The sequence below is a fragment of the [Phormidium] sp. LEGE 05292 genome, assembly GCF_015207735.1.
In the GTDB taxonomy this organism is placed as follows: domain Bacteria; phylum Cyanobacteriota; class Cyanobacteriia; order Cyanobacteriales; family Aerosakkonemataceae; genus Floridanema.
In genome coordinates, this window is the sequence record NZ_JADEWG010000060.1 from 20,668 (window position 1) to 37,333 (window position 16,666).

General features: G+C 39.1%; 15 protein-coding genes. 4 read left to right on the top strand and 11 right to left on the bottom strand.

Annotation, left to right across the window (positions count from 1 at the left end):
- Positions 1 to 13: 13 nt before the first annotated feature.
- The 4 genes from IQ264_RS17405 to psaK (IQ264_RS17420) all read right to left on the bottom strand — a co-directional run bounded on the left by IQ264_RS17405 (position 14) and on the right by psaK (IQ264_RS17420) (position 2,941).
- Entirely contained in the window at positions 14 to 505 is a 492-nt protein-coding gene (locus IQ264_RS17405; RefSeq protein WP_193982063.1) for a DUF4278 domain-containing protein, read from the bottom strand.
- A 262-nt stretch (positions 506 to 767) separates the two neighbouring features.
- The gene (locus IQ264_RS17410; RefSeq protein WP_193982064.1) at positions 768 to 2,003 is read right to left on the bottom strand and encodes a site-2 protease family protein; all 1,236 of its coding nucleotides are present in this window, start codon (positions 2,001 to 2,003) and stop codon (positions 768 to 770) included.
- 150 nt (positions 2,004 to 2,153) lie between these two features.
- A complete protein-coding gene (psaK, locus tag IQ264_RS17415) occupies positions 2,154 to 2,411 on the bottom strand; it encodes a photosystem I reaction center subunit PsaK (protein WP_228061617.1) in 258 nt (85 codons plus the stop codon).
- 251 nt (positions 2,412 to 2,662) lie between these two features.
- Positions 2,663 to 2,941, bottom strand: coding sequence for a photosystem I reaction center subunit PsaK (gene psaK / locus IQ264_RS17420; RefSeq protein ID WP_322744731.1), 279 nt, complete (start codon positions 2,939 to 2,941; stop codon positions 2,663 to 2,665).
- 131 nt (positions 2,942 to 3,072) lie between these two features.
- Here psaK (IQ264_RS17420) and IQ264_RS17425 point away from each other — a divergent pair, with 131 nt between their 5' ends.
- Positions 3,073 to 3,729 carry a phosphoribosylanthranilate isomerase gene (locus tag IQ264_RS17425; protein WP_193982066.1) on the top strand — a complete coding sequence of 219 codons (657 nt, stop codon included), beginning with the start codon at positions 3,073 to 3,075 and terminating at the stop codon, positions 3,727 to 3,729.
- A gap of 143 nt (positions 3,730 to 3,872) precedes the next feature.
- Here the strand turns inward: IQ264_RS17425 and folE are convergent, their stop codons facing one another.
- The 5 genes from folE to IQ264_RS17450 all read right to left on the bottom strand — a co-directional run bounded on the left by folE (position 3,873) and on the right by IQ264_RS17450 (position 10,299).
- Positions 3,873 to 4,583: a GTP cyclohydrolase I FolE gene (gene folE, locus IQ264_RS17430; protein WP_193982067.1), complete on the bottom strand. Its 711-nt coding sequence runs from the start codon at positions 4,581 to 4,583 to the stop codon at positions 3,873 to 3,875.
- 191 nt (positions 4,584 to 4,774) lie between these two features.
- Positions 4,775 to 5,500: an SDR family oxidoreductase gene (locus IQ264_RS17435; protein ID WP_193982068.1), complete on the bottom strand. Its 726-nt coding sequence runs from the start codon at positions 5,498 to 5,500 to the stop codon at positions 4,775 to 4,777.
- A 208-nt stretch (positions 5,501 to 5,708) separates the two neighbouring features.
- The gene (locus IQ264_RS17440; RefSeq protein ID WP_193982078.1) at positions 5,709 to 6,689 is read right to left on the bottom strand and encodes an acetyl-CoA carboxylase carboxyltransferase subunit alpha; all 981 of its coding nucleotides are present in this window, start codon (positions 6,687 to 6,689) and stop codon (positions 5,709 to 5,711) included.
- A 179-nt stretch (positions 6,690 to 6,868) separates the two neighbouring features.
- Complete coding sequence (locus tag IQ264_RS17445; protein ID WP_193982069.1) at positions 6,869 to 8,389, bottom strand: toll/interleukin-1 receptor domain-containing protein; 1,521 nt, start codon at positions 8,387 to 8,389, stop codon at positions 6,869 to 6,871.
- A gap of 239 nt (positions 8,390 to 8,628) precedes the next feature.
- Positions 8,629 to 10,299 (bottom strand): PEP-CTERM sorting domain-containing protein, encoded by a 1,671-nt coding sequence (locus tag IQ264_RS17450; RefSeq protein WP_193982070.1) that lies wholly within the window; start codon positions 10,297 to 10,299, stop codon positions 8,629 to 8,631.
- A gap of 541 nt (positions 10,300 to 10,840) precedes the next feature.
- Between IQ264_RS17450 and IQ264_RS17455 the strand changes: the two genes are divergently transcribed.
- Both IQ264_RS17455 and IQ264_RS17460 read left to right on the top strand, forming a co-directional pair.
- Positions 10,841 to 12,127: a hypothetical protein gene (locus IQ264_RS17455; protein ID WP_228061619.1), complete on the top strand. Its 1,287-nt coding sequence runs from the start codon at positions 10,841 to 10,843 to the stop codon at positions 12,125 to 12,127.
- A gap of 292 nt (positions 12,128 to 12,419) precedes the next feature.
- Complete coding sequence (locus IQ264_RS17460; RefSeq protein ID WP_193982071.1) at positions 12,420 to 13,472, top strand: hypothetical protein; 1,053 nt, start codon at positions 12,420 to 12,422, stop codon at positions 13,470 to 13,472.
- A 74-nt stretch (positions 13,473 to 13,546) separates the two neighbouring features.
- On the opposite strand, the gene IQ264_RS17465 is transcribed toward IQ264_RS17460, so the two are convergent.
- Complete coding sequence (locus IQ264_RS17465; protein ID WP_193982072.1) at positions 13,547 to 14,569, bottom strand: long-chain acyl-[acyl-carrier-protein] reductase; 1,023 nt, start codon at positions 14,567 to 14,569, stop codon at positions 13,547 to 13,549.
- A 197-nt stretch (positions 14,570 to 14,766) separates the two neighbouring features.
- Positions 14,767 to 15,462: an aldehyde oxygenase (deformylating) gene (locus tag IQ264_RS17470; RefSeq protein WP_193982073.1), complete on the bottom strand. Its 696-nt coding sequence runs from the start codon at positions 15,460 to 15,462 to the stop codon at positions 14,767 to 14,769.
- Positions 15,463 to 15,910: 448 nt separating this feature from the next.
- On the opposite strand from IQ264_RS17470, the gene IQ264_RS17475 reads away from it, so the two are divergent.
- A complete protein-coding gene (locus tag IQ264_RS17475) occupies positions 15,911 to 16,657 on the top strand; it encodes a carbohydrate ABC transporter permease (protein ID WP_228061623.1) in 747 nt (248 codons plus the stop codon).
- Positions 16,658 to 16,666 lie beyond the last annotated feature (9 nt).

Consider the following 16,666-nt stretch of genomic DNA (forward strand, 5'->3'; position numbering starts at 1 on the left):
ATTATAATTAAGATTAATCAGTTGGCGAATTTCTGTTTACTTGAATTTCACCATTTTCTTCCTCTGACGGCACTACATATTTTTGGCATTCAACAGTAGAACCTCTGTATGTAAGCTGGAAAGTTTGGGGGATTGCAGGTTCTTCAGAAAGATGATTTTTCCACACTTGACCTCGATATTTCCCTTCTAAATCAGCGTCGGCAATTTCGATATTATTTGGATTAGAAGAGTTAAGTTCGTAATTACTACCGCGATAAAGTAAAGATGGTTTTTGGTCGATTTCTATCTCTGTTATTGTTTGATTTGGCTGCCGCAATTTTAATGTTGAAATTGCTGCAATTACTAATAGTAACAGTTGAATTTGCCAAGGTGCTAATATCAAACTTAAAAGTAAGCCTATCACAATGACTATACCCGACAAATAAGCTATTTCATCGGCTGACTTTTTGAAAAAATAGGTCGCGACAAAAACAATAGTCAATGGAATCATGAAAGAGAAGTTCACAGCTTTTACCTCTCGAATAAATCAACTCAAGCTTATCAACATATTCGTGTCTTAAACTCCTAATCCTACTATTATAACTCTCTACAATCCAGAAATTAAACCATATTATTAAGCTTTCTTGACAAATTTTAACTCTTAGTTGGATTTGTCAATATTTGGCAATTTTAACGATAATGTCACTTATTGTTAAATGATTAAATTTTAAAATTTGCAGCTTGAGACTAAGAGTGAAAAATCATCTTTCCCAGTCCTCAGTCCCGAATTATTTGTCCCCTGATTGACTATTTTCTATTAATTGAGACTCTGATGCTTGTTGAGCAAGTGCAGCGATTTGCAAGCCTGGAGGATAGCTACCTTCTTCTTTAATTCGCTTAATTTGTGCTTCGGGAATCGTTACATTGAGCTTTTTAGCTAAAGCTCGGACGATATCACCTCGATCGATTAATCCTGCCACAGCACCAGCGGGAGAAAGTACAGTAATTCTAGGTAAATTCTCAGTTTCTAGGCGGTTAATTACATCTACTAAAGGAGTCTTCTCTTCTACATGATGAATCTCTGGCAAAGGTTTAACTATGCTATGAATTGTTTGGATTTCCCACTGACTTCTTTCAATCGATCGCAAATCATCAATGGAAACTAAACCGCGATATCGACCATCAGATGCAGCAAAATAAACTTCTTCTTGATTGGCATTTAACAAATAATCATCCGCAAATTGGCGTAAAGTCATATTTGCATCAATGACTCGAAACTCTTTAGTCATTGCATCAGCAGCTATTAACTGTAATAAAGTTTGCTGTACGCTGGTAACTCGATCGTAAGTGTTAGCATTTCGCAAAATAAACCAACTAAGTAGAGAAATCCATAATAAACCAGGCACCCACAAACTAGAGATTATGCCACTAATTATTCCTGCCCAACCAATTAATTTTCCGGTTTGAGCTGCCCAATGAATAGCTTTAAAACGATCGCCTGTCACCTTCCATACAGCAGCTTTTAAAATTTGTCCTCCATCTAAAGGTAATCCCGGAATTAAATTAAACAAAGCCAAAACTAAATTGATTTCTGCTAAACGTTTGACTAGCACAATAACAGGACTAAACTCGGAAAATGGCAAAGCGATGCTAGTTAGTATGATAAACAAAATGAAACTAACTGTTGGGCCTGCGATCGCCACTTGAAAAGACAAGCCTGGTGTTTTTGATTCGCGATCGATCGCCGCAATCCCACCAAACAAAAATAAAGTGATAGAGCTAACTTTAATCCCTTGCGATCGAGCAACTAAACTATGACCTAACTCATGCAATAACACCGATATAAACAGCAATAATGCCATAAAAAACCCTATTAACCAAGCTGTTTCCGAAGACCAACCCGGATAATCTTGCTGTAAATTAATTCCATTGGCAAAACTGAAAAAACCTAAAATAATCAGCCACGATGGGTCGATGTATAATGGGATACCGAATATAGACCCGATTCGCCAGCCTGATTGCATAAAAAACTTCCTTTAACTTTCTCTACTTTAAATTTAAATTACTATTTAATTTTATGGCGTTCCCCTACTTAAGGTGATAAATATCTTCAGACGAAATGCTCAGATCCCCGACTTCTTTAAGAAGTCGGGGATCTAGAAATCAGACTCGATTTATAGGACTCCAGAGTTAGTTAGTCCCAAAATTACGCCAGCGCCTATAATGTGACCAAAGCAAGCACCAGCGATCAATTGTGGTAAACCAAAGCCAGGTACAGGCGAAGCTGGTTTACTACCCCGATCTTGAGTCGCATAGCGAACAATTACAAGTGCCAGAATATTGCAAAGAATCATCACTACTCCTACCTGTAAAGACCAATTTTCGGAGCGGACATTCAGGACTTGTGCGGCTAATAAAATTGAGTTAATCAAAATTCTTTCTCCTGTTTCGAGAAAATCAATAGATGGATTATAAGACGGAGAGTTAGCACTTTGATGAAGAATTCAGAAAACAGAAGATAAGAGCGTGGAGAAAAATAACTTCTGCTATCCTTGATTTCATGTTCCTGACTTGATTAAAGGGTTAGCTACCCAAGCCGGGGCAAAGTAGCAGAAATATCAGTTTCCTGTTCCCTGTTCCCTTCCCTCATCAAATATGTCCCAATTGTTTACTGATAAACTGATTAAAGGACACCTGCATTGCCCAAACCTAAAATTACCCCAGCCCCCAGGATATGACCAAAACTCATGGTTGCCAGCAGTTCAGCCAAAGTAAAATTACGGAATAGTGCGGGTTTAGAAACTGGAAGATCTGGGCTTTGTCCGGGATTTTTAATCGCAAAGCGACCAATGGCAATGGCTAGCAAGTTGCAGAAAATCATGACTGCACCTACAGCAGGACTCCAACTAGCTGTGGTGGGGGCAGTATACTCAACTCCTAGTAAAATTGAGTGAATCAAGATGCGTCTCCATTACAGAACTTCATCAAGAATTATAAAAAGCTCTTATCCAAAAACCTCTTTTTGTTTTAAGAGTTAACATAATCGCAAAATTTTGATACAAATCTAGACAATTTCTCAAGGTTAAAGAAGATATGCGGGTGAAGATTTGCGGGATTACTAAACTAGAACAAGGGAATGCGATCGCTCAAATGGGAGCAACAGCTTTAGGATTTATCTGTGTCGCTTCCTCTCCCCGCTATGTTAGTGCGGGAAAAATTTCCGCCATCATCCAAAGACTTTCCCAGGAAGTTGACTGCATTGGTGTATTTGCAAATACCACTATTGCAGAAATTTGTCAAACTGTAACCGCCACAGATTTAAGCGGCGTTCAGTTACACGGTAACGAATCTCCCGAATTTTGCCAACAGTTACGCCAGTACTTACCAGAAATAGAAATTATCAAAGCTTTAAGAGTGCGAACCACTGAATGTTTAACTAATTCAGAGATTTATGCTAATTCTGTAGATATGCTCTTGTTAGATGCTTATCATCCTACTCAATTAGGTGGCACTGGTAAAACTTTAGATTGGACTACACTGCAAGAGTATAAACCTTGTTTACCTTGGTTACTCGCTGGCGGGTTAACACCAGATAATATTGTCGATGCTTTGAGTTTATTACAACCTGATGGAATTGATTTATCTAGTGGTGTAGAGCGATCGCCAGGAGAAAAAGACTTAGACAAAGTTGCCCAACTTTTTACAAAATTACGGCAAACAGAACAGCTTTTGTTAAATCAGATAAATTAGTTCGTTGTGAGGACTTCAGTCCTATTTTATCGCTAAATAACATGACTGAAGTCATTACAACGAACTTATGGTTGATTAATTCCGGGGAATTTAGATTTGAGATTAAACAAAAATCAAAATCTCAAATCTAAATTCTTAAATTTTTAGAAGAATGCAGGTTGGTGACGAATTAAATTGAGAAATTCTTCACGAGTTTTTTGTTCGTCTTGGAATATTCCTACCATTGCACTAGTAACAGTCCAAGAACCAGGTTTTTGGACACCTCGCATCACCATACACATATGGGTAGCTTCCATAACTACAGCCACACCTTTTGGTTCTAAAATAGTTTGAATTGCTTCAGCAACTTGGCGAGTTAAACGTTCTTGAACCTGTAAACGGCGAGAATACATTTCCACAATTCTGGCTAATTTGCTGAGTCCCACAACTTTTTGGTTAGGGATATAAGCAACGTGCGCTCTACCCATGAAAGGTAGCATATGATGTTCGCAAAGGCTAAAGAAGTTGATATCTCTTACAAGTACCATTTCGTTATGACCTTCATCAAAAATAGCACCGTTTACTAGTTCTTCAAGAGACTGATTGTAACCACTGGTGAGGAAGCGCATCGCCTCTGCAACTCGCTTGGGAGTTTTCAGCAATCCTTCCCGTTCGGGATCTTCTCCTACTCCCAAAAGCATTGTCCGTACAGCATCCATCATTGCTTGGTTATCTTCTTCTGATGGAGAGTGTAACTTTGCTTCTCGACCGTTTAAGGTGTTGCGATCGGGCCGAGTTGAGACATTAAGAGTGCTGTTGCTGTTCAAGGTAAGAGATTGAGATCCGTTAGAACCGTTGGAGGAAGCGATAGTCATGATTAGCCTTAAGTTTAGAGAATTAAGTGAAAACGGGAGTAAGTCGCTAGTACAAGAAGGCAGAAGGGGAGAACGCTTTTTAGGGGCGGGTGAGAGTTGTTAATTCTTCTGTTATGATGACAAGATTTTCTTTTCTCAACCGCCCCTACAGTTAGCTGTTTTCCACTGCTTAATAATTTTTGCTGGTTGGACTAGAATGCCCCAGCACTAGGCATCAAGGTTAACTCTTCGATCACAGCTTGTTCTGGTAGTAGTGCGGTGACAAGAATTGACTGGGCTACTGTTTCTGGGTTGAGCATGGCTGAGCGATCGAAATCAGCATCAACTGTGTCTGTGTCCCAAATTGGTGTATTCACTGACCCAGGACAGATTGCACTCACTCTAATCCCGTGACTACGTTCTTCAGCTGCTAAAGTTTTGGAGAGTGCCATCAAGCCAAATTTGCTAACGCAGTATAAACCCCAACCAGGAAAAACTTGTTGACCTGCTATGGAAACAATGTTGATAATTGTTCCGCTTTGCTGATCGCGCATTTGGGGTAATACACCCTGAATACACTGAAAGACACTAGTCACATTCAAGTCAATTACCTTTTGCCAGTCAGAAAGCGGGGTGTCCATGATGTTTTTGGTGTACCCCCTGCCAGCATTGTTGACCAGAATATCGATCGGGCCAAAGTCTGCGGCGATCGCTTGCATTTTTGCTTTTACCTGGTCAACCTCAGCTAAGTCTATGGGATAAGCTTTCGCTGTCACCCCAGCTTTCGCTGCTTCTTTAACCACCGCTTCTAATTTTTCTTGGGAGCGACTTAATAATCCTACATGAATCCCAGCCTGAGCAAATGCTAAAGCTGTCGCTTTACCAATGCCACTGCTGGCTCCTGTAATCAATGCGCGTTTTTCGCTGGAAGCACTCATGAAGTTGAATTGTCTCGAAATTTGCTTATTTCACCCATCGCTTCCGGGCAACTGTCAAAGGGACAAGTTGATATTCCCAAAATTTGTGATGGTGCGCTCATTTTACTTAACCCAACTTAGAGCAAGCTGAGTATGAGAGCTTGTGTAAACAAATGTTACGTTTTGATTATACCATTTGCTACAAACTTGAGACTAGTCGGAAAAGATTTCAAGCGGACAATTCCATAAATACACCTATGCGGCGGAACTTTTGATAACGTAACTCCCGGCGTTCGCTATTGGTCATTTGGGAGAGTTCTGTTAAGTGATGTAAAAGTGCCTGTTTAAGTATAGTTGCTGTTTTCAGGGGATCGGAGTGAGCACCACCGATCGGTTCTGTGAGTAAATCGTCTAAAATTCCCAGGTTTTTCAAATCTGTGGCAGTAATTTTCAGGGCTTCGGCGGCTTGGGGAGCTTTAGTAGCATCTTTCCAGAGAATAGAAGCACAAGCTTCGGGACTAGCAACGGTGTAAACTGAGTGTTCAAACATTAAGAGTCGATCGCCCACGCCAATTCCCAAAGCACCACCCGAACCACCTTCACCGATCACAGTACAAATAATTGGCACATCTAAGCGAAACATTTCTCTTAAATTGTAAGCGATCGCTTCTCCTTGACCTAATTGTTCCGCTTCCACACCTGCCCAAGCGCCAGGAGTATCAATAAAAGTAATAATTGGCATCCCGAAGCGATCGGCGTGTTCCATTAATCGCATAGCTTTGCGATAACCACCAGGGGAAGCCATCCCAAATCGCCGCGCCACATTATCTTTAGTATCTCGACCTTTTTGATGTCCCAACATCACCACTGGACGACCTGCGATACTACCCACACCGCCCACCAAAGCGGGGTCATCGCTACTATTGCGATCGCCATGTAACTCCATCCATTCATCACTAATCGCTTGAATATAATCCAAAGTACTAGGGCGGCGGGGATGACGCGCTAATTGTATCTTTTGGGCAGGAGACAAATTACTAAAAATTTCGTGACGCAGTTCCAAAGCTCGTGATTCCAGCTGGCGAATCTGATCGGTGACATCAACTCCATTTTCTGTAGCTAGCTCACGAATCTGTTCGATGCGATTTTCTAGCTCAGCTAAAGGCTTTTCAAAATCTAACAGGTAAGGTTTGCGCTCAGAAGTTACCACGTTGCTCAACTACTATTAACTCCTTACAGATCCTACCAAAACAACAAAAACTATTAACGCAAGTTGCTAGTTATTAAATTGAGGTGGGTAGTAGGTAGTAGGTAATGGGTAATGGAATTCCTACTGCCTACTACCCACTACCCACTACCTATCACCACGTTGGTAAGTAGCAACTTGAGTTATTTAGACATTGCGATCAGGTAGAGAATTTTGTCATTGAAGTGAAGGTGTTGCAGTTCATCTGGAGGAGAAACAAGAGGTGGGCCTTCAATAATCACAGGAATAATTTCCGGGGGCTGTAGTCCATCTTTCCCTTGCCGTTCCAGGGCATATAACACTTCTTTGAGTACCCAATTGGACTCTTTTGCAGCTGTAGACCAGAACAAGAGGAACAGGTCACACTCATTAATATGACGGTAGAGTTCTTTTTCCCAGCGATCGCCCGGTTCTAAATTCAGCACATCCTGAAAAACCTCAATTCCAGTCACAGCAAGTCCTTGTACTCGTTTCAAGACTTCCTGACGGTCTTTAGAAGAGTAGGAAACGAATGCTTTTCTGTAAATGCGTGCTGCTTCTCCAACAGGTTGAGGTTGGCTGGAATTAGCAGAATTAGAAATAGCGATCGACAGTTTGAATTTCAGATGACCAATGGGAACGCTGTTTTGGCTCACTGTAACAGTAGCAATAACAGTCTTTTGAGTCAAATCGGCAGGAACCGTGACTCCAAATTGCACTGAATCAGCTGTTCCATGCCAAACTAAATTTTGAATGGGGTCATCAACTTTCAGTTTGGGAATGGAGAGAGCAAAGGTCAGTTCGGTTCCTCTGGCGATCGGAATTCCTAAACTTCTTACTCCTAGCTTTTTAACTTCAGAATCAAATTGTTCAGCCTGTTGTTGGGCAATTTCCGCTTGTTCTGGGAGATGGACAAAGACTTGAACTAAAAACATATCTCCACAAGCTACAGCCGGGGGACTAAAAACACTACAATCTATCAAGTCTTTGTTAGTAGCAACAGTTTGTGCAGGAGGTTCTTGGACTCGGTAAACTTGTTCAAGTTGCTCTTGCAGTTGAGTAATATCTTGATAGTTAAAACTTTGAAGCTCTTGATTTGAAAAAATTTTGTTAATTGGTTGCTCAACAGGATATAAGGGTCTAGTTGTATTGATATCTTCGCCTCTCTCAACGTCTCTACCAATGCCTTTTTCTGCTACATCTGGCTTAGGTAAAGAAACTATTCCCCTGACAGCACCACTAACTACTGAAGAGTCCAACTCTGAGCTTGTTGACGAACCTATTTTTTCATATATAACTGCTGCTGCATTCTTTAAATTTTCCATTTTTTGTTCCCAATTTATAACAGGGTAATAATCAAGTAATGGAGAACAAAAATCTGTGAACTGAGAAGCAATTAGGTTAACGGTACTTAAGTTAATTGCAATCACCTTTGTTGTCTGTTCTTGTATTTGTGATAATTCCCATATCCTGCAATTAATAGAATCAAAGTAAGCAGAAGTAACTAACATTACAACCACATCGGCGGAACTAATTTGTGACTTAAATTCTTCTCTTTGAATGTTTCCTTCCTGATAACAGTAAGTAGTAATAGACTCCCACTGAAGCGAAGTTAAATATTTTAGAAACTCATCGAGTAAATCTTGGTCTGAAGAAGTATAAGATATGAATATCTTCGCTTTCATAGTGTTTCCTCATTCAACATGATTCTTCAACTTATGCTGTTACTTTAACTTTAACCTCCGTCGTTGTCGATATATTCCGCTTAGTCCAAGTTTCTTGCTACTTATTGAGCTGATTCTAAACGGGTATTATTATGTCCAGTTAATCAGCTATAGAATTCTTAATGCAAAACTTTGTAGAGACGTTATATATAACGTCTCTACATTAGAAGTACTTGATCAGATATTCTAAGAAATTGTAATTATTTTGCCGATCGCCAAGAACGTTTGCGACTCGCCAAAGCTAAACCAACAGTAGCTAAACCGAATAAACTTGCAGGTTCAGGAATAGATTCTGGCGCGAATACTGAACGTTCAATCCGAAAAGCTATTGTTTGTTTACCTTGGAAGAGTGATTTATCGTAACCAACAGCGATTAATTGATCGAGATTGAGCATTTCAATATTTCCTAACCAATTTCCTGAACCAATTACATTTGCACCTTTTTGATCGAAGTAAGCTAGCCCTTGTTCACGAGATAAGCTACCAAACATTTTATCGTTGAGAGTATTGATGGTAGTATACTTACTAACCAAAGCTTTATAACTATTGTTGACGTTAGTTGAACTTAGCTCTTTGGTGTAATTATTCTGGGTTGTGGTGACAATACTTTGGGCAGCAACAATAAACTTATCATAATTGGTCTTGGTGTCGCTGATTGTTTTTTGCGTACTAACCATAAATTGATCGTATTTGGTTTTGGTATCGCCGATCGTTTTTTGCGTACTAACCATAAATTGATCGTATTTGGTTTTGGTATCGCTGACTGTTTTTTGGGCATTGTTAATCAACGTTGTGTAACTAGTTTTGGTCTGAGTTACTTTAGTTTGAGCATTTTTCACAAAATTATTATAAGCGGTGTTAACACTTTGAACTGTGCTTGAATCACCATTGTGATATTTCGTCTGAGTACTTGTGGGTTGTTTTTTCAAGTAATCATCAAAACTCAAATTAACATCTACAAAAGCTTGTTTAGTAGTAGTAGTTTGCTTTTGTAAGTAATCATCAAAACTCAAATTAACATCTACAAAAGCTTGTTTAACAGTAGTACTTTGCCGTTGTACGTAAGAATCAAAACTCAAATTGGCATCCGCAAAAGCTTGTTTAACAGTAGAGCTTTGCCGTTGTACATAAGAATCAAAACTCAAATTGGCATCTGCAAAAGCTTGTTTAACGGTAGTAGATTGATTTTGTAAGTAATCATTTAAACTCAACTTTACGTCCACAAAAGCTTTTTGTGTGCTATCTGGTTGATAACTCACGTATGTTGCCAAACTCCATTGCTGGTATTCTTGTAATGTCGGAATAGATTTAGATTGAGCAAAATTTTTGGCTACAGCAGATAAGTTTTCATGAACTCCACCTGTATGTAAACCTGCTACACTAGATCCTAAAACATTACCGTATAAGCCGACTTGGGAAACTCCACTATTATTACCACCAAAGTGAACACCAAAAAGATTACCATTAGCTTCAGTGACATTTTTTCCGGTAGTGTTAATTAATAAATCACCCCAGCCAATGTTATATACAGTCTTTCCATTACTATCTAAGGTGTCGATACCTGCATTCAGCGCCATATCGTAAGTATTAATAGCAACGTAGGCATATTTGGCATCTTCCATGAAACCCATGCCATATAAATCATAATGATTGCCACCTGTTCCATCACCTACGGCATCTTTAGAATATTGCCAAGTCCCTAGCGGTTTACTACCTAAAATCAAGGTTGAAACATCATTATTGCATTCAAAACCAATAGAGAGAGTTGCATTGCCAAAATTGAAAGCTTTGGCTTGAGTATTGAAACTAAGAACACTAATAACAGTAGTAGTTACAGCTAACAACGATTTAAGGCTTAGATGAGATTTCATGGTACTTACACTTCCTTGAGTTTCACCTGATCTAATCCCAAGATAGAAAATAAAATGTCAATAGCTAAGGGTGTAAGTACTGGTTATTTATGTAAATTTTCTCTAAACTCAGTCGGCAAATATTCGGATAAAATGAGGTAATTTAAGTAATTTCAAGAAATTTATCTCTCATCAATAATTTTCATATTTTATCAATGGTACATCTCAATAATTTACTTTTAATATTTTCATAAAAACCAGATTTATTAGGTATATTACGTAAATTCTATATTTTTATTTTTATAAATAATTTATTTAGCTTGAACAACTTGACTTTATTCAGTAATTACCCTTAATGAAAGTATAATTAATTTAAAACTTTGACAGGTTAGTAGGTTGGGTTAAAGTTAATAGCAACCCTAAGCTACAAAAGGGAAAAAAAAGCTGAAGACACTGTTCTTTTGCGATCGCACAGCTATCTTGACAATTCTTTATCGAAAAGTTTCAGGAACATCTAGCAATATCTAAGTATTTTTAACTAGATACTCTTTTGTAAAAGAATATGAATTTCTCTGTATTTAACGAATCTTTCTACCTCGCACATAATCCTGATGTGCAAGCAGCCGTCAATGCTGGGTTCTTTACCTCTGGTTTAGAACATTTCCAAAAATTCGGATTAGCAGAAGGACGGGTTTCCGTCTCACCTTTCTATGACGAACAGTACTATTTACGAAAAAATTCTGATGTGGCGACAGAAGTTGCCTTCGGGACATTCCATTCTGGTTTAGAACATTTTATTTTAGCTGGTGAAGCAGAAGGAAGGGTTTCGGTTTCACCTTTCTATGACGAACGGTTCTACTTACAAAAAAATTCTGATGTGGCGACGGCAGTTGCCTCTGGAATCTTCCGTTCTGGTTTACAACACTTTATTTCCGCTGGTGAAGCCGAAGCAAGGGTTTCAATCTCACCTTTCTATGACGAACAGTACTATTTACAGAAAAATCCTGATGTGGCGACAGCAGTTGCTTCTGGAACCTTCCGTTCGGGTTTACAACACTTTATTTCCGCTGGTGAAACTGAAGGTCGGCAAGCTAGTTTACTGTTTGATGAAGATTTTTATTTGCGGAAAAATCCCGATGTAGCGGCGCAGATAGCAGATGGTAGATTTAGTTCTGGTTTAGACCATTACTTACAAGTTGGAAAAGCAATATATCTTTCAGGAACTAATTTTAACGAATTTGGTTATATTGGGCTATCTACTCATACAAAAGTCAATCCAGATGTAGAAGCAGCAGTAAAAGCTGGTTACTTCGGATCAAGTTTGGAACATTACATTGAATTTGGACAATTTGAAGGTAGAGGAGGTATTTTTAATGGTACGAAAGGCAACGATACGGTTATTGGTTTTGGGCAAATAGATACGCTTTATGGAGTAGACGCATTTATTGGGGAAGAAGTATATGGTGTTTACAGAGTTACTCCCACTGGAGGTCAAGCTTTATATTTTGGCTCTGAGTATAACGAAGCTGATGTGCTTGTTGGTGGTAATGGACAAGATACTTTTGTTTTGGGAGCTTCAGGTGCTTATGCTAGCCCATTTTATCGAGGGAATGGAGATGCTGACTATGCCCTAATTAAAAATTATGAAATTGGCAAGGATGAAATTGTGCTCGCAGGAGGCGCAAGTAATTATGATTTTGTTCAGGCTGGGGATAGTTTGAATATAATTCTCAGTCGTTCTGCTGGAGGTTCTTTAGCCACTCCAGATTTAATTGCTAAGGTTGAGGGAGTAAATTCTGTAAGTCAAATTGAGAGTAAATTACGATTTGATGGGGGATTTATGTATTAAAAATAGTAAATATGGCTTAGATATTTATTAACCCAATCTAGAGATGGAGAAAATGCTAAGTTAGGCGTAAAATGAGAGCAACGATCGCCATCTTTGCCACAGAAAAATTGGTCAATTTTTTCCACTCTAGCGGGTAAGGGTTACTCTGAAAAGTTACCAATTTTTTTAACTGTTATTAACAGTATTGTTCTTTGGCGATCGAACAAATATCTTGATAATTCTTTACCGATAACTTTCAGGAATATCTATCAAACCAAAGGTATTATTGAAGTATTCTATTTTATAAAATAATATGAGCTTCTCAGTATTTAACGAATCATTTTACCTCGCCCATAATCCTGATGTTCAAACAGCTGTCAATGCCGGATTTTTCTCCTCTGGTCTTGAACATTTCCAAAAATTCGGATTAGCAGAAGGACGGGTTTCCGTCTCACCTTTCTATAACGAACAGTACTATTTACAGAAAAATCCTGACGTAGCCACAGCAGTTACTTCTGGGACATTTAGTTCTGGTTTACAACACTTTATCTTAGCTGGTGAAACAGAAGGTCGGCGAGCTAGTTTGCTGTTTGATGAACAATTTTATTTGCGGAAAAATTCCGATGTGGCAGCAGTAGTAACATCGGGTAATCTTAGTTCTGGTTTAGCTCATTACTTACAATTTGGACAATCCGAAAATCGCTCTGGAACCAGTTTTAACGAATTTGCTTATAGTGGAATAACTAGGCAAACTTCCGCATTATTCAATTTAGAAAAAGTTAATCCAGATGTAGAAGCAGCGGTAAAAGCTGGTTTATTTGGTTCGACTTTAGAACATTACATTAAATACGGACAATTTGAAGACAGAGGAGGTGTTACTTTTAATGGCACAACAGGCAACGATACTGTTGTTGCTTTTGGGCCACTAGACACTATTTATGGAGTAGACGCAAATATTGGGCCAGAATTAGTGGGTACTACTCCTACTGGAGGTCAAGCTTTACATTTAGGCTCTGGAGTTAACGAAGTTGATGTTCTTTTTGGTGGTAATGGAAAAGATACTTTTATTTTGGGGCAACGTCTTGCTACCGCATCTTATCCGAACAGTTATACCTATAGTGTGCCATTTTATCGAGGAAATGGAGATGCGGATTATGCCTGGATTAGAAATTATGAAATTGGCAAAGATGAAATTGTTTTAGCTGGGGCAGCAAGTAATTATGATTTTGTTCAGTCTGGCGATAGTCTGAATATATTTTTTAATCAGGGAGAAAACAATGATTTAATTGCTAAGGTTGAGGGAGTAATATCTGTGAATGAAATTCAATATAATTTGCGATTTACGGAGAGATATTACTTTCTTTGAAGTTTAAAAATAGTAGGTTGGGTTAAATATTGGTTAACCCTAACCTACAAATGGAAAAAATGGCTAAATCATTCTTAAAATGACAGCAACGGTCGAAATCCGTGCTTCAGTGACACTTCGCCAATTTGCTCCATTTTTGCGACTGTAATTTGGTTTCTGCCCCAAGAAAAGTTGGTGTACCACTTTTCAAATTCGAGTAGCATTGATTCGGCAAAACAGGCAAATAGTTGGCGTGCAGGTACATCCATGTTAACGATGCTCATGATTTTCCAATCAATGTCGAGGGAATGTTCTACGATACCGCCATTGAGGACGTAGACACCGGGATGTTGAATTTTTGTGCCTAAGTTTTTGGGATAGCCGCCATCGATTAACAAACAGGGTTGTTTTAAAACTGTAGAATCGATTTCTACGCCTTTGGGCATACTGGCAACCCAAACTACTATATCGGCTAGGGGTAGGGCTTCTTCTAATCCCATGATTTTGCCCCGACCAAGTTCTTCTTGTAAAGATTGTAAGCGATCGCGATCGCGAGCAATTAACAACATTTCTGCCACGTCAGTCCGCTCATTTAGCCAGCGGCAAACTGCACTACCGATATCACCTGTTGCACCACAAATTGCTACTGTTGCCTTTGATAATTCAATACCCAATTCTTTGGAGGCTTGTTCTACTTGCCGACTAATAATGTAAGCTGTGTGGGTATTACCTGTTGTAAAACGCTCAAATTCTAATTTAATATTGCGAACTTGAGTGATTTGATTAAGATTGAAATTTTCAAAAATAATTGAAGAAAAACCACCTAAAGCAGTAATGTTAATCCCATGTTTTTGAGCATGAGCCATTGCATTCACAATTTTGCGTGTTGCTGCTTTAATCCTTCTATTTGCCAACATTTCTGGTAAAAAGCAAGATTCTACATATTGACCTTCTATTTGTTGACCTGTAATGCTGGTGACTTTAATTTTATCGACAATCTGGGGTGGAGCAGAACACCAAAAATCCAAGCCTTGATCGGCATATTCCGGGTAGCCCAAATCTCTTGCTACTAATTGGGCGTGTTCTAAACTGGTAAGGTGACCAATGAGACCAAACATGAATTGTTTTAAGCAGACCTGTTATTTAGCCTGAAGTAAAGGTTAGAAGGAAATAGAGTTATTTGCAGTTAAAAAATCATACACAAAATTGCCGATTAGAAGTAATTATTAGCTAATCGGCATTAGTATTCATTTTGCCTGCTTTTCCTAATTAGCACGGGTGGTTTTAGAGCTTTTAGGATACATGATGACATAGATTAGGCAGCTGCCAATCCATAAGCTGACATCCGCATAATATCGCGAGTGGTGAAGCCAATATTACTTAAAGCTTCTCCATAAGCGATCATGAAATCTTCAACTAAAGCATCTTTTTCCATTGCTAAAACATGGGCATCATCTGCGACTTGATTGAGCATTTGCCAAACTATGGGTAAGTTTTGCTTATTTGCTGCTTCTAATTCTTCTTTTGATGCCTCAAAATTTGCTTTGAGCCACTCTTCGCCAAAGTTGAGGTGTGAATATTCGTCTTTAACGACACCTTCAGTAATTTTGCGGGCAAAGTCGTCAGCTACGGGGATGTAGATGTTGTATGCAGCGATCGCAAAACACTCGATAATTAGAGCTTGAATCAGCAAACAAGTAACTACTTTGCCTTCGGCGAGTGCATCTTGGAAATTTTGATGCAGTTTGGCGAAGAACTCACGGGCAAACTCCATGTCCGGTGTCACTTGGAGATTGCGACCACAAGCTTCAAATCCTTTCTTGTGGCGACCTTCCATTTTGGAAAGGCGAATCAACTCTTCTTCGTGCTCCGGTAGCAGTTTAGCCAGTTGGATGTAGTTTTCGTAGGCTTCTTGTTCGCCTTCAATTACGATCGCATTAATGCGGCTGTAAGCATCTTTGTAGTTCTCGCTGTGGAAGTCTAGTGCTGCACTGGCTTCAAGCTGCGGCATAAGTAACTTGTCTCCTCAACTTTATTTGGTAGATATTGGTCGATACGCTCTACGCGCACGCTGCGCGAATGGAAATCGACACAGGGCTGAGATTTAGGGCAAAAGAAGCTACCCTGCTTTATTAGATACAATTTACCAGAATCACCAGAAATCACTGATTTTTCTCGCCAAGTTATCTCATTCGACTTACTTTATCATTAACTGTAATCTGCCAGACTGATATCTAGCCTGAGCATGATCACTGGAGTTAATACCTAGTCTGTTATTGTAGGCAACTATTCACTTGTTTGCTCAATGTTGAGAAAATCGATATCTAAAAGAAGTTTCTATAGTTAGTTCACTTATGAATCAAGCTCAGTCTCGGTCAAGTACTACACCGATTTTCGATCGCTCTATCCTGGCATGGTTAAATCCAGTTTTGCTGGTTTTTGGTGCCATATTAGTCTTAATGCCGTTGCTGGTGGTTTTTTTCACCTCTTTTGCTCCTCCTGGGACTGTTTATAGTAGCGGATTGCCAGTTAACTGGACTTTTGAGAACTACGTGGAAGCTTGGCGACGGGGTAATTTTTTGCTAGCGTTTGCTAATTCCACTTTGGTAGCTTTGGGGGTGACGGCGTTTCAAGTTGTTACCTCGGCTTTGGCAGGTTACGCTTTAGCTAGATTGCGATTTCGTGGTCGTCAGGCTTTGCTGCTAATTATTTTAGCTTCTTTAGTTATTCCCTTTCAGTTATTAGTAATTCCCATCTTTTTGGTGCTGAAATGGGGACATCTTATCAATACTTATTGGGCACTAATTTTACCTACAGCCGCTAACGGTTTTGGCATCTTCTTAATGCGCCAATATTTCCTAACGATACCTTTAGAATTGGAAGAAGCTGCTGCTTTAGACGGAGCAAATCGACTACAAATTCTCTGGCAAATCATGATTCCTTTGTCCCGTCCTGCTTTGGTAACTCTATTTTTGTTCACTTTTATTGGTGAGTGGAATGATTTGTTTAAACCTTTGGTTTTTACTACTCGACCTGAATTGAGAACAGTACAATTGGCTTTGTCAGAGTTTCAAGCACAATATACGAATTATTGGCCTTTGTTAATGGCTTCTGTAATCATCGCTACTGTGCCAGTAGTGGTGTTATTTCTCATAGGTCAAAAGCAATTTCTTCGCGGTATTGCTACTACTGGGATTAAGAATTAGGGGCTGGGG